The sequence below is a fragment of the Desulfofundulus sp. JL263-se genome (assembly GCF_056316025.1).
Map to the genome: position 1 here is coordinate 1,087,319 of NZ_CM149993.1, position 22,722 is coordinate 1,110,040.

Genomic DNA, 22,722 nt, shown 5'->3' on the forward strand with positions numbered 1-22,722 from the left:
ACACAGGAGATTGTGGATCCGGAACGGGGCCCTGCAAATAAAGAGTAAGGGTATCCGGGAATTCTGTAATGTGTTCCATTAATCTGTCGAGGAAAAGTGCTCCTCTAGATCCAATTAATGACACTTTTTCCAGTCTTGGTGTTATATAATAAAGTCCAGACTGGATTTATTTTTTCATAATCATAAAAACCCAGCCATACAATGGTAACAAGGTTTCCTTGTTTTGTTATAACGGGGGTGCCGGGAATTGTCCACCCACGTGGTTTATGCTGACCAGGTAATTCTAGGAAGTATAATAATGAATTATGTCATCCTCTGGGCAGTAGGAAAAATAAGTGGGGTGGATAAGGGCAGGTGGCGCTTGGTAATGGCGGCGGTACTGGGTGGAGTTTACTCCATAACGGCCTTTATCCCCGCCTTTTCTCTATTTCTGACAATTTGGTTTAAAGTTTTAGTTTCCGTAGTTATGGTTATCATTGCCTTTGCGCCACAATCTCCGCTTCGACTGGCGGCCAGCCTGGCATTTTTTTATCTTACTTCCTTTGCCCTTGGGGGAAGTGTACTGGGCATTATGTATTTTTTAGAGTCCAGGGGGGGGGCTCATTCGGTTCCCGAAGGTTTTCCATGGGTTGTAGACCGTTATTTTGGGCAGGCAGTAATCCTTGCTCTGGCCAGTTTTTGGGTAGCAGGGCGGGGTATGTCGTTATTGCTTAAAAGGCGTTACAGCCAAAATTTATTTAAAATACCGCTGGCTATAAAAGTGCACGGTAAGGAAATTTGGACGGAGGGATTTTTAGATTCAGGAAATCAATTAACGGATCCCCTCACTGGCAATCCCGTTATTGTTGCCGAGTATGAAGTTATTAAAGAGTTTCTTCCCGGGGAATTAATTAAATACTTTGAAAAGGGTGAAAAATTCGATCCAGCAGAAGCTTTGGTTCTTTTTAAAGACAGCCCCTTAAGTTCCAGGTTCAGGCTTATACCTTTTCAGTCCCTGGGTGCGGATTCCGGAATGCTGTTGGGGTTTAAACCTGATAAGGTGGTTTTCTGGCAGGGAGATAAGGTGATACGCTCTGAAGATGTCACAATAGCAATTTCCCATAAAAGGTTAAGTCCTGATTCGGCTTATCACGTGCTTGTGCATCCCGCTTTATTGATACAGCCATTTGGGGGAAATTTTCCAAGTTAAGTTCTACTTATTAAAGATAATGTTTCCGTGGAAAAATTTCTCAAATCTATGATTGGCCAGTTAGATAGTAAAGGTATGGGGTTAAGTATTTTTAAGGGGAGGGAATATTTTTGCTAAAGCTGTGGAAATTAAGGCTTTTTATTCGCATTTATTTGGTGCGAATAATGCAGCGGCTTGGCAGTGAAAGGGAAGTTCATTATGTGGGTAGTACCGAGGCCCTGCCCCCTCCCCTCAGCACGGACGAAGAATCTTATCTTATCAGCCGCTTAAAATCCGGGGATGGGGAGGTTAAAAGTGAACTTATTGAGCGAAATTTGCGCCTGGTAGTTTACATTGCCCGTAAGTTTGAGAATACCGGGGTAGGAATTGAAGACCTGGTTTCCATTGGAACAATTGGCTTAATTAAAGCAGTAAACACCTTTGATCCCTGCAAAAAGATAAAATTGGCCACTTATGCTTCACGGTGCATAGAAAACGAGATATTAATGTACCTGCGTCGAAATAATAAGACCAAATCCGAAGTGTCCTTTGATGAGCCTTTAAATATTGACTGGGACGGTAATGAGTTGTTATTGTCCGATGTCTTGGGAACTGATAATGATATAATTTACAAGTATATTGAGGAAGAAGTGGAAAAAAAGTTGTTGTACTTGGCATTGCAGCGTTTAAGCGGCAGGGAGAGAAAGATTATGGAATTGAGGTTCGGCTTGAACAGCAGCGAAGAAAAAACACAGAAAGAAGTGGCGGATATGCTGGGAATATCCCAATCATATATTTCCAGACTGGAGAAGCGAATAATAAAAAGGTTAAAGAGGGAAATAAGCAAGATGGAGTAGTACAAATGTATATTTAGGTTTTAGCAAGGTAATAATGAGAAAAGCCATGAAAATATGCCGGAAAAAGGGGTGGCAGCACCTTGCTGGTTAACAAGGTGGAAATATGCGGTGTTAATACATCAAAATTACCTGTATTGACCGGAGCTCAGATGCGGGAACTGTTTGAGGCAATGCAGAATGGGGACCGCTCCGCCCGCAACCGGCTCATAAGCGGTAATCTCAGGCTTGTTCTGAGCGTGATCCAGCGCTTTACAAATCGTGGTGAGTACGTGGACGACCTGTTCCAGGTAGGATGCATCGGCTTGATGAAAGCCATAGATAACTTTGACCTGTCCCAAAACGTAAAATTCTCGACGTATGCCGTTCCCATGATTATAGGCGAAATTAAAAGGTATTTAAGGGATAATAATCCCATCAGGGTTAGCAGGTCCCTGCGGGATGTAGCTTATAAGGCTTTACAGGTAAGGGATTCTCTTGTTAACAAGTATTCCCGGGAGCCATCGGTCAACGAAATTGCCGGAGAGTTAAAAATACCCAGAGAAGAAGTCGTTTTTGCCCTGGATGCCATCCAGGAGCCCATTTCCCTTTTCGAGCCCATCTATCATGATGGCGGAGATCCTATTTTTGTCATGGATCAAATTAGTGATGAAAAAAATCAGGATGCCAATTGGCTGGAGGGCATAGTCCTGCGTGATGCCCTGAGCAAACTTTCAGAGCGCGAGAAACATATTCTTACTCTGAGATTTTATGAAGGAAAGACACAGATGGAGGTCGCTGAAGAAATAGGTATATCCCAGGCGCAAGTATCGCGCTTGGAAAAAGCTGCCCTGGGGCACATGCGAAAATTTATACAATTTTAAAGGCCTTCCCTCAGCAAGTGGTTTAACAAACCGGCATTTAGGGAATACTGGTACCAGAGGTGGCAATGAGGTGAAGGTCTTGAATAAGAAACTTAAATATACCGTAGTACTGACAGGTATTACGGTTGTAGGCCTGTGGGCCGGCCTGCAGATGGAGAGGGACCGGGCCGTATTAGCCTATAACCAGCATAACTTAATTAGGTTTCATGTTATAGCAAACAGCAACAGCGTGGAAGACCAGGTTTTAAAATATCATGTCCGGGATGCTATTATTAAGACAATGGCCCGCCGGTTTAAAGGTGTGCAAAATATTTCCGAAGCCAGATATATTGTAAAAAACAGCCTGGATGATATTGGGGAATTGGCCTTGTCCGAAATCAAAGCCAGGGGCTTTAATTACCCGGTAAGGGTATCTTGGGGGGATTACTCTTTCCCAACCAAAACATATGATCTTGGCCGGACTGAAGGGAAAACAGATGCCTTGACTCTGCCCGCAGGTACATATGAAGCTGTGCGGGTGGTTATTGGTGAGGGAAATGGAGCCAACTGGTGGTGTATACTCTTCCCTCCCCTTTGTTTTATAGATATGAGTGAATCTAATGAATCTAAGGTTTCCGAATCCCTTCCAGTTGCTTCCATGGCCAAGAATAGTGATGATTCAGTCCGGCCAGGGTTTTCAATAACGGAGTCCCAAAGGGATAATAATGGCGGAAGCGTGGATGCAGAAGAAAGGGCTATTCATACCTTTAAGTTGGCTGCACCCCAATTAGCCAATACTAAAAGTAAACATATTGAAATCAGGCTTAAATTTTTAGAGTTATATAATGATACCGTAACGTGGTTTTCAAAGACACTGGGTAATGGTAAAGTGAAGGAAAAAGCTTTATCTTGCACAAAAACGGCTGTATTTTGACAGCCGTTTTTATTTTAAATATTTTTGCCAGTTAAGATTAATGATATATGCTCATATAAATAAAGAAAAGGAGGTACAAAAAATGGTTAAAATCTCCGATTTGCGGATGAGAGAGGTAATTAACGTTGTTGACGGGAGGCGTTTGGGCCCAATAAAAGATATAGATATTAACGTGCAAGAAGGGAAAATAAGTTCAATCATCTTACCGGGACAACAACAAAGATTTATGGGGTTTTTGGGCAGAGAAGAAGAAATAATTATACCCTGGGAAAAAATAGTCAAAATAGGTATTGATGTTATATTAGTTAATTTGTCGTTTAATGAATCACCTTCCCGGGAATTGTGTGAGGAAACTTCCGGGAATCGGGGAGAGCGCTTCTGGTAGTTTATTTCCGGTGTCTTTTTCAGACATCAATTCCTTGACTGTTATTTCCACTGCCTGTCCCAAATATTAATATGCCTGTCCGTTATAGATCTTTTATTTTGGACAAGCCCGGGTTAGCCGGCTTTTTTTGTGAAAAACTAAAATAACGTGAGCAGTTTTTTAAAAATAAAAAGTTTCTAAGTCCGCGGTACAGTTTTCCGATTTGGCAGGTAACATCAGGATTTAGTATAATGAATCTACCCCTAACACAATATATGCTACGTGGGGCGGTGAGGGGCGTGAAGTGCCCTTATTGTGGTTTTGGGGAAAGCAGGGTGTTGGATTCCCGCTCAGCGGAGAACGGGGAGGCCATCAGGCGGCGCCGGGAGTGCGGTAGATGTGAGCGGCGTTTTACCACTTATGAAAGGGTGGACGAGCCTCCCTTGATGGTTATTAAAAAAGATGGAACCAGAGAGCCCTTTAACCGGGTTAAGTTACTTTCCGGCTTAACCAAGGCCTGTGAAAAGCGCAAGATCCCTATTTCCCGGCTGGAAGAAGTGGTAACTGAAATTGAGCGGGAATTGAGAAGTTCTCCTGACCTTGAAGCCACCAGCAAGGATGTGGGGGAAATGGTATTAAAGCGCCTCAGGGAAATAGATGAGGTGGCCTATGTCCGTTTTGCTTCGGTATACCGCGAATTTCATGATGTTCGCAGCTTTATGGAAGAGATAAAGAAATTAATTAACAGACATCAATCTTAGAGGAGGCATATATCGGTGTTTAAGGTAATTAAAAAGCGGGACGGGCGAGAAGTTCCCTTTGACGAGAGTAAAATTACCGATGCCATATTTAAGGCTGCCCGGGCTGTGGGCGGTGAAGACCGCCAGCTGGCCATGGAACTTACTATCCAGGTTCTTAAAATGTTAAAGCAGAAATATAACGGCCAGATATTTGGTGTCGAAGACGTGCAGGACGTGGTGGAAAAGGTACTAATAGAAAACGGTCACGCCCGCACGGCCAAGGCTTACATACTTTACAGGGACAAGCGCACGCGCATGAGGGAAGCAAAGAGCGAACTCATGGATGCGGTGGAAGAGATCCTTGAAGAAACCAGCCGGGAAAATGCAAACATAAGCAATTCCCCCTCTGCAAAAATGCTGCAGATAGCCAGCGCTTCCAGTAAAAAGTATTATCTCAGCAGGTTAATCCCCGAGGAAATGTCTTTAGCCCACCAGCGGGGTGACATTCACATTCACGATCTGGAGTTCTACGGAAAAACCTTAACTTGTATACAAATTCCTTTAGGAAGGCTTTTAGCAGAAGGTTTTGATACCGGCCACGGCTACATAAGGCCTCCGCGGCGGCCTGCCTCGGCTACGGCCTTGGCGGCCATTATCCTGCAGAGTTCCCAGAATGATATGCACGGGGGCCAGTCCTTTGCCTTTTTCGACCGGGATATTGCCCCTTACGTGGAGGGTGCTGACGAAAATGAGACTTACCAGGCCATGGAGGCGCTGGTTTACAACCTCAATTCAATGCACAGCCGCGCCGGGGCCCAAGTTCCGTTTTCTTCCATAAATGTGGGCACCGAAACTTCGGAGGCAGGCCGTAAGGTGGTACGCAATTTGCTCCTGGCTTATGAGGCCGGGCTGGGACGGGGAGAGAACCCCATATTTCCTAATATCATTTTCCGGCTGAAAAAGGGGGTTAATATGGACCCCGGCGACCCCAATTACGACCTTTTCCAACTAGCCATACGAGTAGCCAGCAAGCGTCTCAACCCAACCTTTAGCTTTATGGATTCCAGCTTTAACCGCCAGTGGGGCGACCAGGTTAGTTACATGGGCTGCCGCACCAGGGTAATGGCTAACCGCCGGGGCCCGGAAGTGACTGACGGTCGGGGTAATCTTTCCTTTACTACCATAAACCTGCCCCGGATAGCCATAATGGCCGAAAGAGACATGAAAAAATTTTATCACCTCCTGGACGAAGTAATGGACCTGGCCATAAGGCAGTTATACCACCGGTTTACAGTGCAGGCCAAGCTCAAGGTCAAGGATATGCCCTTTATTATGGGGCAGGGACTGTATTTGAATTCACAGGACCTGCAGGAATGCGATCCCATTGAAAGTGCCATAGTTAACGGGACCCTGTCGGTAGGTTTTATTGGCCTGGCTGAAACGCTTACCGCCCTTACCGGAAAACATCACGGGCAAGACAAAGAGGCGCAGGAACTGGGCTTGCAAATCGTTTCCTACATGCGCCGCAGGATTGACGAGGCCTGTGAAGAATATAACTTAAATTACACTTTACTGGCCACACCTGCAGAGGGGCTGTCCGGCAGGTTTGTGGCGCTGGACCGCAAGGAATACGGCATCATACCGGGAGTGACCAACAAAGAATATTATACTAATTCGTTCCATATACCGGTAAGTTTCCCCATAAGCGCTTTTGAAAAAATTGCCCTGGAAGGGCCTTATCATAAATATTGTAATGCCGGCCATATCAGTTACGTGGAACTGGAATCTCCGCCCGTACACAACCCGGAAGCCGTGGAAGCCGTTATCAGGCACATGGCGGAAAGTGATATGGGATATGCCGGCATAAACTTCCCGGTAGACTTTTGTAACGGATGCAGCCTCCTGGGCGTAATTAATGAAGATAGTTGCCCCCGGTGCGGCTCTACTTCTATCCGCAGGGTGCGGCGGATAACCGGCTACCTGAGTACTGTTGACCGGTTTAACGACAGCAAGGTGGCGGAACTAAATGACCGGGTTGTTCACGGTTTAAAGTGAAACGGTTTTTAAACCGCCCCTGTTTATAAATATAAAGGGGAGAACGTGAAGAGATTGAAAGGCGAGAAGCATGAAGCATTGCCGTATAAAAGAAACGGTAATACAGGAGCAGCTGGTGACATTTGCGAGAGTATTGCGGGGCCTCGGGGTCAGGGTCAGTACCGCTGAGGTTCTGGATGCTGCTACGGCCCTGACCTTTGTGGATATAACCCGGCGGGAGCAGTTTAAAACCGCCCTGGGGTCTGTGTTGGTTAAAAGTAAGGCTGACAGGAAGCTGTTTGAGCTGGCCTTTGAACACTTTTTTGTTCCCCCGGAAAAAAAGGAAGAGTTGCGCCGGCAGGAAAAAGAGCGGCGGGAAGAACAGGCCAGGGCCAGGGAAGATGCTGAAAGGGAATTTACCGAGAGTGTGAAGGAAAGCGGCGGCCGTTGGGCCGGAGGGGCACACCGGCACCTGCAGCTGACCCCGGAGCAAAAAGAAACCCTGGCCAGTATGCCGGCCAGGGAAAGGAGAAGACTACAGCAAATAATTGAGAGTTTCGAAGGGAATCCGGTTAACGATCCTTCCCACTTAATAATGGATGTGGTGGAAGCTTCCCTTAATTACTGGCGTTATTATATGATGAAAAAAGAGGGAGAACACCGCGGGAAGCGGGGAAGGGCTTTAAAGGTGGAGTACACCGGTGAACAAGAGATTGATGAAGTCCTTCGTTCTGTAGCCGAAGAATATGGTAAGGGTGCCGGGGAGTCGGTACTATACAGGGATATGCAAAGTATTGCCGAGGAGGATCTTCCCCGTATCACTGCTTTAATAGCCCGTTTATCCCGTAACTTGGCAAACCGCATTTCCCGCCGCTACCGGCGGAGTAACCTCAAAAATAAATTGGATATTCGCAGAACGATACGTAATAACATAGCTTACGGGGGTGTACCTTTAAGGTTGGCCTACCGGAGCAGGAGGGTAAGCAGGCCCAGGCTGGTTGTCCTTTGTGATGTTTCGGCCTCTATGGTACGCTACGCGCGGTTTATTATTCAGTTTATTTACGGGCTGGCCCATGTGGTTAAGGACGTAGAAACTTTTGTTTTTTCGGAAGACCTGGAACGAATCACTCCCTTTTTTAAGGGGGGAGGCGGATTTGCACAGACCATGTCGGCGGTTATGGAGCAAAGCATTCAGTGGGGGAAAACTACCAATTTAAACAGGGCCCTGATCAGCCTGGAGAATAAATACAAGCATATTTTATTGCCGGATACCTGTGTTTTTATTGTAAGTGATACCAAAACCCAGCAAGCCAATGAGGCTGCCAGGCGGGTGGGTAAAACAAGGGAGAAGGTAAAAGATTTAATTTGGCTTAATACATTGCCCCGCGAGGAATGGGAAAAAACCTTCACGGTGGCAATTTTCCGGGAGCAGTCCAGAATGTTTGAGTGCGGTACGATAGCTCAGCTGGACGAAGTGCTGCGCAAATATTTAATATAGGTGATATTAATGTCCAAAATACGGGTTGCTAAAATAATAAAAGAAAGTGTGGTGGACGGGCCCGGTTTTCGCGTGGTGGTTTTTACCCAGGGCTGTCCGAGGCATTGTAAGGGCTGTCACAATCCGGAGCTTTTGACCGCAGAAGGCGGAACAGAGATGACTGCGGGTGAGCTGGTTAATGAAATAGAGGCAGGGCTTACCAAGCTCACCCGCGGGGTGACCTTTAGCGGAGGAGACCCCCTTATGCAGCCGGATTCATTGTATGAGGTTATAAAACTTTTAAAGTCCCGCAACCCGCAATTAGATATTTGGGTTTATACCGGGTATCTTTATGAGGAAGTTAAAGATTTGCCGGTAATGGAATTAATAGACGTACTGGTGGACGGCCCCTTCGTGGAGGAGTTACGGGATATTTCCCTACCTTTTAAAGGCTCCAGTAATCAGCGTCTCATTGATATTCCGGCCACCAGGAAGGCCGGAGAAGTGGTAGAGTGGAAGCGCATAAAATAAACCCCGCATCAGCGGGGTTTGTTTTTGAGCACTGCTTTTTAAGGCCGGTGCTCCCCAGCAAGCTTTAGTCCTGTCGGCGCGCAGCACCTGAGCGCCGCGGGGAGCACCGGCCGACATTTTTACTAAAACTCCGCCAACTATTCAAGACCTGTCTGAAGTATGGGAATGTTTCCCGCTACAACCGCAAAGTCCAGGGCTGGTTTAAATGCATCAGGTGCAGCTACCAGTCCGATGCGGACAGGGTTGGAGCTTTGAACATCGCCGCCGGAGCGCTTGATGCTCTCGGGGCATGACCCTGGGAGAGAGGGGAGTGTGAGGCTCTTTAAGGCCAAGGTGATGATTCGGGCCATCCGGGATGCTCCTGAATTTATTCGGGGGAGGATGTCACCGCCAGAATCTTATGCTGAGCACCACCAAAACCGTATAAAGTTCGAGGCGGCCGAGAAGCATTAAAAAGGACAACAGCAGCTTTCCGGCAATGGGAAGGGACGTGTAAGTGGAAGTGGGCCCCACTATACCCAATCCCGGGCCCACATTTCCCAGGGTAGCAATTACGGCCGAAAAGGCGCTCACCAGGTCTATCCCCATGGAAGTCAGTATTATTACAGAAACGGCATGTATTCCTAAAAAAATAAAAAAGAAAGTTTGTACGCTTTCTACTATGGAATCGTTTATAATGTGTTTGCCGACGCGGACTGGAACTACGGCCTGGGGATGTATGAGCTTGATTATCTGCCGGGATACGCTTTTGCTTAATATATAAAGCCGGGCTTGTTTCATGCCGCCCGCGGTGGATCCCGCACACCCGCCGATAAACATCAGGCCCACCAAAACGGCCTTGCTGAAAGCCGGCCACTGGTCAAAATCTGCGGTGGCAAAACCGGTGGTGGTCATAATGGAAACCACCTGGAAAGCTGACTGCCGGAGAGCGGTGCCGGCGCTATAATCCATACTGGCAATCAAATTTAAACTTATTAATGTAATAGCAATTATTGCCGTTCCAGCATAGAGCCTGGTTTCCCTGTCTTGGCGGAGGGGCTGGAAATTCCTCCTGAATGAATGGTAATGTAGTGCAAAGTTAATACCTGCAATAAACATAAAAAATATGATTATTACTTCCACCAACGGGCTGTCATAACTTCCGATGCTTGCATTTTGATTGGAAAACCCACCGGTGGCAACGGTAGCAAAGGTATGGATAAAGGAATCAAACCACGAAAGCCCCGCTGCCTTTAAAAGCAATACTTCCGCAACGGAAATGAGCAAGTAAAGCTTGTATAATTGCCGGGATGTTTGAATTACCCCTGGCAACACTTTATCCTTGGTAGGACCGGGAACTTCTGCCTTAAACAATTTCATGCCTGCAATTTTCAGAGAGGGAATCAGAGCCAGGGTAAGGACGATGATGCCCATGCCGCCCAGCCACTGGGTCAGGTTGCGCCAAAAAAGAATGCCGTGGGAAAGGCTTTCCACGTCCGCAATGACCGAGGCCCCTGTAGTGGTAAATCCAGACATGGTTTCGAAAAAGGCATCAACATAATTGGGCACCGCCCCCGAAAGAATAAAGGGGACGGCGCCAAACAACGCTAAAAGCAGCCAGCTGAAGGTGGCTATGGCAAATCCTTCCCTGTAACCCACGTCCTTGCTTTCCATGGGTCTTCTTACCAGTATTAATCCCAGGGAGGTTATTAAGACGATACTGGTTAAAAATGCAATATAATCTTGCTCACCAAAATACAGGGATATAAGAAGTGAAGGGACCATGGCTCCGGCTTCACAGAGAAGTACCAGCCCCAAAGTTTTCAGAATTAAATCTTTGTTCAAGGGGCAATCCCTCCAGGCCACAAAGGTTTTCAATCGCCTTTAAATTTTGGTCCATAGTAAATATTACCAGGCGGTCTCCTTCTAAAATTATATCATCACCCTGAGGAATAATAGTTTTGCCATTTCGAATAATGGCTCCAACCAGGGTTCTCCTGGGCAGGTTGGATTTTTTAAGATACCTGCCGGCAATTTTACTCCCCGGCTGAACCATCAGTTCTACTACCTCGGCCTGTTCATTGAGAAGGAGAACCAGGGAGAGTAATCTGCCTCCCCGAATAAACCGTAAGATTTCTCCAACGGTAATTAATCTTGGGCTGATGGCAGAGTCAACGCCCAGGCGCTCAACCAGCGGGGCATAGCCGGGACGGCTTACCTTGGCGATTACCCGCTTTGCACCCATTTGCTTTGCCAGCAGGGATAATAGTAGATTTTCTTCATCCAGGCCGGTTACGGTTACAAAGGCATCGGTTTCCTTGATTCCTTCTTTTTTCAACAGTTCCAGGTCAGAACCGTCTCCCTGGATGACAAGCGCGGCGGGCAGGCGCTCAGCCAGTTCCCGGCACTTATCAGCGTCCTGCTCAATTATTTTGACCTTCATACTCCTGGAACATAGCCTGTCGGCAAGGTAATAACCTATACGCCCGCCCCCTAAAATTATTACTTTGTGTATTCTTTGTCTTTTCTTTTTACCTTTTTTACATATGTTATTTATGCTTTCGGGGAGTCCCAGGAAATAAAGGGTATCACCGGGATATATAATGTCCTGGCCCCCGGGAATGATCATGTTGCCGTTGCGGGATATGGCTATTACCAGGCAAGACGGGGGTAATTCCAGTTTGCTCAATTGTTTATTGGCAAAATCCTTTAAGTTTTCATCTATTGTGAAGTCCACCAGTTGTACTTTACCCCGGGCAAGGGGCTCCACGTGTACCGGGAGGGCGATGCTCAAAAGCCTGTCAATTTCTTCTGCAGCCGCCCGTTCAGGATTAATAACCAGGTCTATTCCAAGATCTTCTTGTGATATTACCAGCTCCCGGTGATATTCCGGGTCCCTGATACGGGCAATGGTACGGGGAATACCAATACGCTTGGCCGTCATGCAAGCTATCATGTTGACTTCATCACTATCGGTAACGGCTACCAGTAATTGGCTATCAGAGACAGCAGGTGATTTAAGAACTAAGGAAGATGGGCCGTTTCCTTTTATGGTTAAACAGTCGTATTTTTCCTCTATTTTGATTAAGCGTGATTCATTACGGTCGATGATTACTATTTCGTGGCCTTCTTCACTTAGCCGACCGGCAATTTCTGATCCCACTTTTCCGGCTCCTATTATTGTTACCTTCATGAAATCACCCCCTAGGGTGTTGCAACTATTGGTTAATTCCCAAAAAGTATACGCTACTTACATGTCGATTGCAATACAATAAACCATAAATTTTTCGGGGAGGAAATGCTTTCCTCCCCGATTATTTTGCTAGTGTCCGCAACTGCTGCAGCTTGACGATGTACAGGTACCACATCCAGAGCCGGTTTTACCCTCTGTACCTTTGGCACTGAAGGCAGACATTATCCGGTTGGGATTAGCGGTGTGGCATTTCGGGCAGTTTAGGTTTTTTCCATCTTCACCCATGACGCATAGCTTTTCAAAACGATGCCCGCATTTGGGGCAGCGGAATTCATATATAGGCACGGGGAATCACTCCTTCGGTTTTGGGGGAAATTTTCCAAGTTAAGTCTTACTTATTAAAGATAGTGTTTTGGGGGAATTTTCCCTAGCCAAGTTCTACTTATTAAAAGATAATGTTTTCGTGGGAAAATTCCCCCCAAATTTCGTGGGAAAATTCCCCCAAATTTTGGGGGGAAATTTTCCAAGTTAAGTTTTACTTGTTTAAAGATAGTGTTCCCGTGGAAAAGCTCCCCCAAATTTTTGGGGGAAATTTTCCAAGTTAAGTCTTACTTATTAAAGATAGTGTTTTCGTGGAAAAATTCCCCCAAACTATAGATTATTGGCTGGGGTGTATTGCTGTCAAGGGATAAAACTTACTTTTTAGTTATTTCAGAAGGGAAATGCACTAAAGGGAGGGAATTATGGGTGCAAGGGATTTAAAATAAATGCTTTTGGGAGGACATAATTATGAAGTTAATGTTTTTAGGGGCGGCCCAGACCGTTACCGGCTCCTGTCATCTTCTGGAGGTAGGCGGTACGCGAATTATGATTGACTGTGGCATGTTTCAGGGGCCACGGGCAATAAGGGAGCGCAACTATCATAACTTTCCCGTTGAGCCCGCCAGCGTTGACTTCTTGCTTTTGACCCATGCCCATATTGATCATAGCGGTCTCATCCCTAAATTTTTTAAGCACGGTTTCCGCGGCCGGGTACTGGCAACGGCGGCTACTGTTGATTTGTGTGAAGTTATGCTGCCGGATAGCGGGCACATACAGGAAATGGAAGTTGAGCGAAAAAACCGTAAGGCCAGGAGGGCCGGCCGAAAAACCATAGAGCCCATTTATACTGCGGAAGATGCCCACCGCTGTGTGAAAGAGTTCCAGCGGGTTTCTTATAATGAAACGATAGAAATAAATTCCCGGGTTAGTGCGCGCTTTTTAGACGCCGGACACATATTGGGCTCTTCCATGATAGAATTGATAATAAATGAAAATGGTAAAGAAACTAAGATAATTTTTACGGGCGACCTTGGCGGGGCCGGCAAACCATATGTTAACGACCCCACTATAATAACAGAAGCGGATTATGTGGTTATGGAATGTACTTACGGTAACAGGTTGCACCGGGATAAGGAAGATAGGATAAGCAAGTTAAAGGCGGTTATTGAAGAGACCTATGACAAGGGAGGTAATCTTATCATACCGGCTTTTGCCGTCGAACGCACTCAGGACTTACTTTATGATATTAACGCCCTTTATATCGCAGGGGAAATTCCGCCCATGGACGTTTATATTGACAGCCCCATGGCGGTAGCTGCCACAGAGGTATTCAAGCGTCACCCGGAGTGTTTCGACAAAGAAACTACGGAACTGGTTGCAGCAGGGAAAGATCCTCTCACCATGCCGGCCCTGCGCTTCTCCCGCACTACCGAAGAATCCATGGCCCTAAATAACATTAAAGGCGGGGCGATAATTTTATCTGCCAGCGGCATGTGTGATGCGGGGAGAATAAAGCATCACTTAAAGCATAATTTGTGGAGGCCCGAGTGTACCATTCTTTTTGTCGGGTACCAGGCGCCGGGGACAAAGGGGCAGCGCCTTTTGGACGGTGTTTCTTCCATTCGCATTCACGGGGAAGAGATTGCCGTAAGGGCGGATATCAGGAATATAGACGGGTATTCTTCCCATGCCGACCGGGAAGCCCTTTTGCAGTGGCTGGGCCAATTTGAGAAAGGACCCCAAAAGGTTTTTCTGGTTCACGGGGCCCCGGAAGCGCTGGCCGAAATGGAAAAGCAAATTTCTGTGCGCCTGGGTTACGAGGCATATGCTCCCGGCTGGCAGGAGACAGTAGCTTTGACTCCCGAAGTGGAAGTGGGAGCGGGAGAGATTATGGAATCCTATGCGGCATTGTCCGCCAAGCTGCAGAAGTTTTTCCACATTACTCCTGACAGAAATCTGCGGGCAAAGGTGTTGCAGCACTTAAAAGGGCTGGAATCAGTGCTGGATGAGGCCTTAAGCAGCAGCATGGCATCCCGGGGGTAAAGATTAAAAGAAGGTTTTATGATATTATAAAAGTAAAGGGGCCGTTTGTTTGATGCCTGCATATGAGCTTGTGAAGAGCGGCGACTTGCTGTTTTTAACCTTTCCAATTTTTACGGATACAAACCTGGTGGTTCATGGTTTCAGTACCCGGTGGGGTGGGGTGAGTCCCGAGCCCTATGACAGCCTGAACCTGGGCCTGCACGTGGGAGACAGGCCGGAATATGTATTGGAAAACAGGGCCCGGATATCCCGGGCCCTGGGAATAGATCCCGGCTACCTGGTTTCCGGGGCCCAGGTCCACGGCAGCCGGGTGAAGGTGATCAGGGAGGAACACCTGGGCCGCGGGGCTAAATCCCAAAAGGATACCCTGCCCGGAGTAGATGCCCTGGTAACTGACCAGCCCGGCGTTCCCCTGGCCAGTTATTACGCAGACTGTGTTCCGGTATTTTTAATGGACCCGGTGAGAAAGGTAGTTGCCCTGGCCCATGCAGGGTGGAAGGGCACAGTTCTACACATTGCCCGGAAAACAGTGGAAAAAATGGCTTCCACTTTTAATTGCCATCCTGGAGATTGCCTGGCGGTTATTGGACCTTCCATCGGGCAGTGCTGTTATGAGGTGGATATTAAGGTTGTTGATAAATTGCAATCGGGCTTTGATAACTGGCAACAATTTGTGGAGCCTTTGGGAAAAGGACGCTGGAAGTTAAACCTGGCTGCCGTTAACAGGGATGAACTGTTGAATTCAGGGCTCAGGCCGCAAAACGTGATGACGGTGGATTTATGTACTGCCTGCCACAATCACCTGTTTTTTTCCCATCGTTTCTCGGGGGGCAAAACGGGAAGAATGGGAGCGATAATGATGTTAAAATAGAATAAAAAGGACATTTGCTTTGGAAGAAAGGGGGAAGCCCCATGGTTAAGATATTGGTGGTAGACGATGAGAAATCCATTGTAGAATTAATAAAATTTAATCTCGAGCGGGAAGGCTTTAAAGTGATTACGGCCTTTAACGGCTATGAAGCGCTGGAAAAAGCCCGAAATGAAAAGCCGGAGTTAATTATACTGGATGTTATGCTGCCGGGAATTGACGGAATTGAAGTTTGCCGCTCTTTGTCCAGTGATTCCAATACCCGCCAAATTCCCATTATTATGCTCAGTGCGAGAACCGAAGAGGTTGATAAAGTTTTGGGCCTGGAGATGGGGGCCGATGATTATATAACCAAGCCTTTCAGCCCCCGGGAATTGATAGCACGGGTGAAGGCCAGGATACGCCGTACGCAGTCCATGCAAAGTGATATTGCTTCAAGGGATGCGAAACTTGTTATCGGTGAGCTGGTTATTGATTGTGACCGCTTTGAAGTTACGGTGAACGGCAAAAAGGTTGATTTAACCCCCAAGGAATTTGAATTGCTGCGTTTTTTGGCCGAAGAGCCCGGAAAGGTATTGTCCAGGGAATACTTGCTGGAGAAGATATGGGGCTATGATTTTATAGGAGATTCCCGTACCGTTGATGTTCACATCCGACACATAAGACAAAAATTGGAAAAGGTGCCGGGTTCACCAAATTTTATTGAAACCGTTCGAGGAGTGGGGTATCGCTTAAAGGAGGCTCCTCAATGAAGTGGCGTAATATATTTATGAGTATTAGCTGGCGCCCGGTGGCCAGTTATTTCTTTTTGCTCATCTTGTTTTTAGTTATTTTAGAGCTTTATGCGGTAAATAAAATTACCGTTGCCGGAGCCGCGGCCCTGGCGGTTCCCTTTGCCGTAGGGCTGGCCTGGGTGCTGTATAAGCGGGTGATAAGCCCGCTGAACGAGATTACGAAAGCTGCGGAAGACATTGCCCGGGGTAATCTGGAAAGGGAGCTTAAGATAGATTCTCATGATGAAATAGGCAACCTGGCCCGAAGTATAAATCACATGGCTAAAAGGCTGAAAGGAACTATTGCTGAAATTTCCAGGGAAAGAAACCGGGTCAGGGCTATTTTAGACAGCATGGCCGATGGTGTGATTGCAGTTGATAAAACAGGCAGGGTTTTACTGGTGAACCCGGTTGTGGAGGAAATTTTGCAAACCAATAAGGAATCCATCCAGGGCAAAGGAATATTGGAAGTAATTCGTAATTATGATCTGGTAAATGTTTTTACTACCGCCCTTGAAACCCGGCGGCCCATTTCCAAGGAGGTGCAGTTGTTATACCCCGAGGCGCGCACTCTCAAGGTTTATGCCACTGCCCTGGAAGGAGCGGGCCGGGAAGAGGACGGTGCTGTGGCCATATTACGGGATATTACTGAGCGCAAAAAGTTGGAACAAATGCGCAGTGACTTTGTAGCCAATGTTTCCCACGAATTACGCACCCCCTTAACTTCCATTCACGGTTTTCTGGAAACATTGTTGGATGGGGCCATGGAGGACAAGGAAACAACAAAATACTTTCTGGAAATAATGAGCATGGAAACCAAGCGGCTTACAAAATTAATAAACGATTTGATGGACCTTTCCAAAATAGAGGGGCAGAAGGGGGTGCATCACTGGCAAAAGGTATCCGTGCCCGGTGTTATAGAGAGGGTTATCACTATTTTCCGTAACCAGGCGGAAGAAAAAAACCTGGTTTTATTTGATGATATTGTGGATGATTTACCTATGATTCAAGGTGATGCGGATATGCTTGCCCAGGTGTTAATGAACCTGGTGGACAACGCCATAAAATTTACTCCCCCCGGGGGAAGGGTTACCGTGCGCGCCAGCTCCGCAGGGGACAAGGTTAGAATTGATGTCATGGATACCGGTCCGGGAATTCCCAAGGAGAGCCTGGGTCGCATTTTCGAGCGCTTTTACCGGGTGGATAAGTCCCGTTCCCGGGAGTTGGGGGGAATGGGATTGGGCCTGGCCATAGTGAAGCATTTGGTTAAGTCCTTGGGCGGGAGTATTGAGGTTAAAAGTGAAGTGGGTAAGGGAAGTGTTTTTAGCTTATATTTTCCCATAGGCCGCTCGTAAGTGATATTATTTTTAACATAAACCACCAAAATTATCCTGCAGGGAAGGAATTCCGTTATTTTGGAGGTAATTAAATTAATGAAAAACTTAAAAAGTCCCTGGATGGTGAAATAAATTTGGGTGAACTGGCCGGAAATAAGCAAGAGGTGCCGCTTAGAAAAAAGAAACATTCGGTTCCTGTGATTTTGGGAACAGTATTTTTGACCGGCGTTCTTTGGTTTTTCGGAAATAATATATGGCAGATGGTTTCCATCCGGCTGGTGGATATCAGGTCATTTGAGGAAGATGTACTGGTTAAAAAAATACCTGCCGTGGCTGTTTTGTTAAAAAATGAAATTCCCGTGAGGGCTCCGCTCACCGGAAATATAGAGATGCTGGCCAGAGACGGTGAGCGGGTTAGGCCGGGGTCTCCCATTGCCCGAATAAAAGGGATAAATAACAGTATTACCGTATATAGCCCCCGGGCAGGATTGCTTTGCACTCACGTGGATGGACTGGAGGGGGTTCTTAAACCAGAAAACACCGGCATGCTGGACATGAAAACAATTGAAAAAATAGAAACATCGAGCAAGCAACAGGTAGAGATGACGAAGAAAGCAGAAAAGGGCGTTCCTTTTTGTAAATTGGTGGACAACCTGGAGCCTTTGACAATGTACCTGAGATTAGAAGGGGAAAAAAACACTGATGTTGAACGGTTAGGGCGGCGGGAAAAGTTAAACCTGTTGTGGGAAGGAGAAAGGATTTCCGGCAGATTGATAGAACCACGTAATGGAGAATTGCTGCTGGAAGTTTCTCGCTATCCGGATAAAATTTTGCATTTCAGGCAGGTAAATATCCACGTCATTATTGAAGAAATAAAAGGGTATCCCGTACCCCAGGAAGCCCTGGTATTTAAAGAAAATCAAGCAGGCATGTATGTTGTGAAAAAACAGTTTGTAGATTGGGTCCCTGTAACCATACGGGGATATATAGGAGGGAAAATAGTCATACAGGGAGACGGGATAATAACCCAGAATATGCGTTACATAGCAAATCCCGGTCGGGTAAAACAAGGCGACAGGGTGGAGTGGTAGAAAATGGATGGAGAGCTAATAGCTAATTTGGCGGAAGTACGACGCCGTATCCAGGAAGCTGCCAAAAGGGCCGGGCGCAGTGCGGGGGAAATACAATTGGTAGCTGTCACCAAGACCGTTGAGGTGGATAAAATTAGACAGATAATAGGCCAGGGAGTAAAGGTTTTGGGTGAAAACAGAGTTCAGGAAATGCTCCCCAAAATGTCCCAATTACCGGGGGACATTCAGTGGCATATGATAGGCCACTTGCAAAGGAATAAGGTTAAATATATTGTAGGGAGAGTCAGTATGATTCAATCCCTGGACCGGTGGTCTCTGGCTGAAGAAATTCAAAAGCGGGCGGAGAAAAAGGATGTGGCTGTTCCCGTTTTGGTTCAGGTTAACCTGGCCGGTGAGGATACTAAATTCGGGCTGGCAGGCAATGAAGTTTTAGATTTTTTAACGGATGTAGCCCGGCTGGGTAAAATCCGGGTAAAGGGTTTGATGACCATAGCGCCCTATGTGCAGGATCCTGAAGAAGTTCGCCCGGTATTCAGGGAAATGCGGCATCTGGCCGATAATTTAAGGGGTAAAATTCCGGGCGTATCAATGGATTATCTTTCCATGGGAATGACTAATGATTTCGAGGTGGCCATAGAAGAGGGCGCCAATATGGTACGCATAGGTTCTGCATTATTCGGGCCTCGTATATATTGAGGGGGGTTGGCCGTGGCGAAGAAATTGATGGATAAGGTAATGGGCTTTATAGGTTTTGATGAAGTTGCCGACGATGAAGAAATGGTCCAGAATAACGCTTTGCGGGAAGAGGAAGAATCGCGCTATAGTTCCTTCCATAGAAAAGGACAGGTAGTTAAATTACATTCTCAGCGGCAGGTCAAAGTAGTGGTGGCGGAGCCAAAAGTTTTTGAAGAAGTTCAGGGTATTGCGGATAATTTGAAAAACAGGTGTCCTGTAATAATTAACCTGGAGCAGGCTGATGCCGAATTGGCCAGGCGAGTGGTGGATTTTGTCAGCGGCGCGGCGTACGCGCTGAACGGGAGTATGCAAAAAGTGGGGAGCGGCATATTTCTTTTTGTCCCCAGCAATATGGATATATCAAATGAATTGAGAGACCAGTTGAGGGAAAAGGGCATGTTTTCCTGGATGAAGCAATAGCCGGGAGGGAAATTTATGTCTTTAACTGAAAAAATGGGCTTTGTGGGCGGCGGGGCTATGGCCGAGGCCCTGTTGACCGGGGTTATTAAGAACCGGCTTATACCGGCGGACAAGCTTTATGTAAGTGACGTGCAACCGGAAAGATTGGCACACCTGCGGGATAAGCTGGGTATTAATACCGTAACGGATAATGTTGAGCTGGTGCAGCGGGCAGACATTGTGATACTGGCTGTTAAGCCTTTTATTTTACCTGAAGTTTTAGGGGAAGTAGGGAAAGAAATACGTTCCGAGCAGCTGGTAATCTCCATTGCCGCGGGAATTACCACTCAATTTATTGAGGGGTTTTTGGCGGATAACGTACCGGTTGTGCGGGTGATGCCCAATACTCCTTGCTTGCTCGGGGAAGGAGCTATTGCCGTGGCGGGGGGTAAAAATGCCTCGCCCGGGCATATAAAAAAAGTAGAGGAAATCTGTGCCTCAGTGGGGTTGGTTGTTTCCGTTGCAGAGCACCTTATGGATGTGGTTACCGGCCTTAGCGGCAGCGGTCCGGCGTATATGTACCTGATTGCCGAGGCTCTGGCCGATGCGGGTGTAAGGATGGGCTTGCCCAGGGATATTGCCTTGAAGCTCAGCGCCAAGACCATGCTGGGTGCCGCCCGGATGATTTTAGAAACCGGAGAACACCCGGCACGGCTCAAGGACATGGTTACTACTCCCGGAGGAACAACCGTAGAAGGTCTTTTTGCCCTTGAAGATGCAGGGATAAGGGCGGCTTTTATGGAGGCGGTGGAGGCAGCCTGCTTGCGTTCCAAGGAGCTTTCCGGCGGGCTTAAATAAAGTGTGGGGTGACTTATGGAAATTAGCACGGGAATTAACATAATTGATTTTGTTAAAGTAGCTTTTAGAGTATATTGGTTTTTAATAATTATACGTATTATTCTTTCTTGGGTTCAACTTCCTTATAATCCTGCCGTAAGGTTTATTTACGAAGTTACGGAACCCTTTTTAAAGGTATTTCGGCAGCTAATTCCGCCTATCGGAATGATGGACATATCGCCTATTCTTGCTTTATTTGCTTTACGTTTTCTGGAGATGCTGGTAGTGGAGTTATTGCGTTATATAATTTAATGTGCTGGGTGGTGTGCCATTGTTAGACCGGGACAAACTTTTGGCCCAAGTCAATGATCCCAGGGACAAAGAAGTGGTGGCCAGGGGCCTGGACCTGGCAGAAGGGGTGCTTCGCTTTTACAAACCACAGTTAAGCGATTTTTATGATCCTTTTCATACTGCCCTTTTAATTTCTGTTTTAAAGATGATTCCGGACATAGCAGTAGCGTCTGACGGCGGCTATGCCGGTGCGGAAAGAAAGAGATTAATTGTTTGCCCCGATTACCTGGACCCGCTGGATGAAGATCCTGGTTTGGCTTTCCTGGCCATCGAGGGTAATTTTAATTTTTCCCGGGCGAGCCACCGTGATTTTTTGGGCTCTCTCCTGGGATTGGGTTTGCGCCGGGAAAAGATAGGCGATATCATAGTGGACGACTCCCAGGCCCGGCTGGTGGTGGCCCGGGAAGTGACTGATTTCATCCGTATGAATCTTAGCAGGGTAGGCCGGACCAGGGTTAAGGTAAGGGAGATAACAAGGGAAGGGTTGTCTCCCCCGCCACCAAAGTTTAAGGAGATAAGGTCTACGGTGCCTTCTCTGCGGCTGGACGTGGTGGCTGCCAGCGCTTTTAATATATCCCGCAGCAAAATGGCCAGAGAGGTTAATGTTCAAAGGGTGGCCCTGAATTGGAGGCTTTGCACCAATCAATCGGCCCCTGTTAAGGAGGGGGATGTAATTTCAGTGCGGGGAAGAGGCAGGGCGGAAGTGGTTGAGGTGATGGGGCGTACTAAGAAAGGAAGAATAGCGGTATTACTGAAAAGATATGTGTAAATAGGAGAATTTTGGCGTGATGGAAGGAGTAGGGCGTATGCGGGTAGAAAATTTCAAAAAAGTGAATTAAAGAGGTGACTCCCGTGTTAACGCCTTTAGATATTCAAAATAAGGAATTCCGCCGTTCTTTTCGGGGATATAACGAGGAGGAAGTGGATGAGTTTTTGGACCAGTTGGCCCAGGATTACGAGTGGCTATACCTGGAAAACCAGCGATTAAAAGAAAAACTTGAGGATATCAAAGCGGGGGTGGCCCGTTACCAGGAGATGGAGCAAACCATTAAAGATACCCTGGTGATGGCCCAGAAGAATGCTGAAGAACTGCGGGAAAATACTAAGCGAGAAGCGGAAATACTGCTCAATGAAGCCAGACAAAAGGCGAAGGAAGTGGTAAAACAGGCCGAAGAAGAGGCCGACAGGCTTGTAAGCATGGCGGAAGAAAGGGCCCAAGAAATTACCGCCCAGGCCGAGGAAAGGGTTCGGGCTATTCTCCAAGAGTACCAGTGGCTGGAAAAGCAATCCAGGTTATTTCGCGTAAAATTCCGCTCCTTTTTACAGGCCCAGCTTGACCTTCTGGATAAACAGGAAAAGGAAACAATAGCGCCGCTGGAAGAGGTCGCCGCTGCCTGTTTGGAGGAGGCTTCGGTTGAAGGGAAAATAAACGAGGCCGGTGCGGCTGAAACAATAGAAGTGGACAAGCAAGATCCGGCAGGAGCTGCCGATCAGAATAAGGGGGAAAATGCGAAACAGGGAGAAGAACAGGAAGGTTTCGGTACATAGTGGGAGTGAAAACAATGTGGGACATCAGGGAAGATGAAAAGGGGGTCATTTTCAAGATTAGGGTCCAGCCCCGGGCGGCTAAAAACCAGGTGGCCGGACTTTTCGGGGATGCACTTAAGTTACGGCTTACCGCGCCCCCGGTGGAGGGAGAGGCCAATGAGGCCTGCAGGGTCTTTTTGGCAAAAATTTTTAAAGTGCCCAAAAGACAGGTTGAATTGGTATCCGGACAAGCAAGCCGCAACAAGTTTGTTCGGGTATACGGAATAGATAAGAAGCTGGTTCTTAGGGCTTTGAAGTTATAAA

Annotated in this window: 24 protein-coding genes; 21 read left to right on the top strand and 3 right to left on the bottom strand. The window is 47.0% G+C overall.

What is annotated here, in order from left to right:
- Positions 1 to 247 precede the first annotated feature (247 nt).
- From spoIIGA to nrdG, 9 genes are all read left to right on the top strand, one after another.
- Positions 248 to 1,189, top strand: coding sequence for a sigma-E processing peptidase SpoIIGA (gene spoIIGA / locus ACX4JR_RS05505; protein WP_476060020.1), 942 nt, complete (start codon positions 248 to 250; stop codon positions 1,187 to 1,189).
- Between the two features lie 119 nt (positions 1,190 to 1,308).
- Positions 1,309 to 2,025, top strand: a complete 717-nt coding sequence (sigE, locus tag ACX4JR_RS05510; protein ID WP_476060481.1) for an RNA polymerase sporulation sigma factor SigE — start codon at positions 1,309 to 1,311, stop codon at positions 2,023 to 2,025.
- A gap of 80 nt (positions 2,026 to 2,105) precedes the next feature.
- A complete protein-coding gene (sigG, locus tag ACX4JR_RS05515) occupies positions 2,106 to 2,885 on the top strand; it encodes an RNA polymerase sporulation sigma factor SigG (RefSeq protein WP_476060021.1) in 780 nt (259 codons plus the stop codon).
- 79 nt (positions 2,886 to 2,964) lie between these two features.
- Positions 2,965 to 3,798 carry a stage II sporulation protein R gene (gene spoIIR, locus ACX4JR_RS05520; protein WP_476060022.1) on the top strand — a complete coding sequence of 278 codons (834 nt, stop codon included), beginning with the start codon at positions 2,965 to 2,967 and terminating at the stop codon, positions 3,796 to 3,798.
- A gap of 82 nt (positions 3,799 to 3,880) precedes the next feature.
- Positions 3,881 to 4,183, top strand: a complete 303-nt coding sequence (locus ACX4JR_RS05525) for a YlmC/YmxH family sporulation protein (RefSeq protein ID WP_476060023.1) — start codon at positions 3,881 to 3,883, stop codon at positions 4,181 to 4,183.
- A 278-nt stretch (positions 4,184 to 4,461) separates the two neighbouring features.
- Complete coding sequence (nrdR, locus tag ACX4JR_RS05530) at positions 4,462 to 4,923, top strand: transcriptional regulator NrdR (protein ID WP_476060024.1); 462 nt, start codon at positions 4,462 to 4,464, stop codon at positions 4,921 to 4,923.
- 15 nt (positions 4,924 to 4,938) lie between these two features.
- On the top strand, positions 4,939 to 6,957 hold the full coding sequence (gene nrdD, locus ACX4JR_RS05535; RefSeq protein ID WP_476060025.1) for an anaerobic ribonucleoside-triphosphate reductase: 2,019 nt from the start codon (positions 4,939 to 4,941) through the stop codon (positions 6,955 to 6,957).
- Between the two features lie 70 nt (positions 6,958 to 7,027).
- Positions 7,028 to 8,434 (top strand): VWA domain-containing protein, encoded by a 1,407-nt coding sequence (locus ACX4JR_RS05540; RefSeq protein ID WP_476060026.1) that lies wholly within the window; start codon positions 7,028 to 7,030, stop codon positions 8,432 to 8,434.
- 9 nt (positions 8,435 to 8,443) lie between these two features.
- Positions 8,444 to 8,944 (top strand): anaerobic ribonucleoside-triphosphate reductase activating protein, encoded by a 501-nt coding sequence (gene nrdG / locus ACX4JR_RS05545; protein WP_476060027.1) that lies wholly within the window; start codon positions 8,444 to 8,446, stop codon positions 8,942 to 8,944.
- 384 nt (positions 8,945 to 9,328) lie between these two features.
- On the opposite strand, the gene ACX4JR_RS05550 is transcribed toward nrdG, so the two are convergent.
- From ACX4JR_RS05550 to ACX4JR_RS05560, 3 genes are all read right to left on the bottom strand, one after another.
- Entirely contained in the window at positions 9,329 to 10,768 is a 1,440-nt protein-coding gene (locus ACX4JR_RS05550) for a TrkH family potassium uptake protein (RefSeq protein ID WP_476060028.1), read from the bottom strand.
- Positions 10,719 to 12,116: a Trk system potassium transporter TrkA gene (gene trkA, locus ACX4JR_RS05555; RefSeq protein WP_476060029.1), complete on the bottom strand. Its 1,398-nt coding sequence runs from the start codon at positions 12,114 to 12,116 to the stop codon at positions 10,719 to 10,721. The genes ACX4JR_RS05550 and trkA overlap by 50 nt, the downstream gene beginning before the upstream one ends.
- A gap of 129 nt (positions 12,117 to 12,245) precedes the next feature.
- Positions 12,246 to 12,461, bottom strand: coding sequence for an FmdB family zinc ribbon protein (locus ACX4JR_RS05560; RefSeq protein WP_476060030.1), 216 nt, complete (start codon positions 12,459 to 12,461; stop codon positions 12,246 to 12,248).
- A 444-nt stretch (positions 12,462 to 12,905) separates the two neighbouring features.
- Between ACX4JR_RS05560 and ACX4JR_RS05565 the strand changes: the two genes are divergently transcribed.
- From ACX4JR_RS05565 to ACX4JR_RS05620, 12 genes are all read left to right on the top strand, one after another.
- Positions 12,906 to 14,480: an MBL fold metallo-hydrolase RNA specificity domain-containing protein gene (locus ACX4JR_RS05565; protein WP_476060031.1), complete on the top strand. Its 1,575-nt coding sequence runs from the start codon at positions 12,906 to 12,908 to the stop codon at positions 14,478 to 14,480.
- A 52-nt stretch (positions 14,481 to 14,532) separates the two neighbouring features.
- Positions 14,533 to 15,351, top strand: coding sequence for a peptidoglycan editing factor PgeF (gene pgeF / locus ACX4JR_RS05570; protein ID WP_476060032.1), 819 nt, complete (start codon positions 14,533 to 14,535; stop codon positions 15,349 to 15,351).
- A 41-nt stretch (positions 15,352 to 15,392) separates the two neighbouring features.
- Positions 15,393 to 16,100 carry a winged helix-turn-helix domain-containing protein gene (locus ACX4JR_RS05575; protein ID WP_476060033.1) on the top strand — a complete coding sequence of 236 codons (708 nt, stop codon included), beginning with the start codon at positions 15,393 to 15,395 and terminating at the stop codon, positions 16,098 to 16,100.
- Positions 16,097 to 17,476, top strand: a complete 1,380-nt coding sequence (gene pnpS / locus ACX4JR_RS05580) for a two-component system histidine kinase PnpS (RefSeq protein ID WP_476060034.1) — start codon at positions 16,097 to 16,099, stop codon at positions 17,474 to 17,476. The genes ACX4JR_RS05575 and pnpS overlap by 4 nt, the downstream gene beginning before the upstream one ends.
- A gap of 179 nt (positions 17,477 to 17,655) precedes the next feature.
- On the top strand, positions 17,656 to 18,549 hold the full coding sequence (locus tag ACX4JR_RS05585; RefSeq protein ID WP_476060035.1) for a biotin/lipoyl attachment domain-containing protein: 894 nt from the start codon (positions 17,656 to 17,658) through the stop codon (positions 18,547 to 18,549).
- A 3-nt stretch (positions 18,550 to 18,552) separates the two neighbouring features.
- The gene (locus ACX4JR_RS05590; protein WP_476060036.1) at positions 18,553 to 19,245 is read left to right on the top strand and encodes a YggS family pyridoxal phosphate-dependent enzyme; all 693 of its coding nucleotides are present in this window, start codon (positions 18,553 to 18,555) and stop codon (positions 19,243 to 19,245) included.
- A gap of 27 nt (positions 19,246 to 19,272) precedes the next feature.
- Positions 19,273 to 19,704, top strand: a complete 432-nt coding sequence (locus ACX4JR_RS05595; protein ID WP_476060482.1) for a cell division protein SepF — start codon at positions 19,273 to 19,275, stop codon at positions 19,702 to 19,704.
- Positions 19,705 to 19,719: 15 nt separating this feature from the next.
- Positions 19,720 to 20,541, top strand: coding sequence for a pyrroline-5-carboxylate reductase (gene proC / locus ACX4JR_RS05600; protein WP_476060037.1), 822 nt, complete (start codon positions 19,720 to 19,722; stop codon positions 20,539 to 20,541).
- 15 nt (positions 20,542 to 20,556) lie between these two features.
- Complete coding sequence (locus tag ACX4JR_RS05605) at positions 20,557 to 20,832, top strand: YggT family protein (RefSeq protein WP_476060038.1); 276 nt, start codon at positions 20,557 to 20,559, stop codon at positions 20,830 to 20,832.
- 13 nt (positions 20,833 to 20,845) lie between these two features.
- Positions 20,846 to 21,640, top strand: a complete 795-nt coding sequence (locus ACX4JR_RS05610) for a YlmH family RNA-binding protein (RefSeq protein ID WP_476060039.1) — start codon at positions 20,846 to 20,848, stop codon at positions 21,638 to 21,640.
- 83 nt (positions 21,641 to 21,723) lie between these two features.
- The gene (locus ACX4JR_RS05615) at positions 21,724 to 22,419 is read left to right on the top strand and encodes a DivIVA domain-containing protein (RefSeq protein ID WP_476060040.1); all 696 of its coding nucleotides are present in this window, start codon (positions 21,724 to 21,726) and stop codon (positions 22,417 to 22,419) included.
- A gap of 14 nt (positions 22,420 to 22,433) precedes the next feature.
- Positions 22,434 to 22,721, top strand: a complete 288-nt coding sequence (locus ACX4JR_RS05620; protein ID WP_476060041.1) for a DUF167 domain-containing protein — start codon at positions 22,434 to 22,436, stop codon at positions 22,719 to 22,721.
- Position 22,722: the final 1 nt, after the last annotated feature.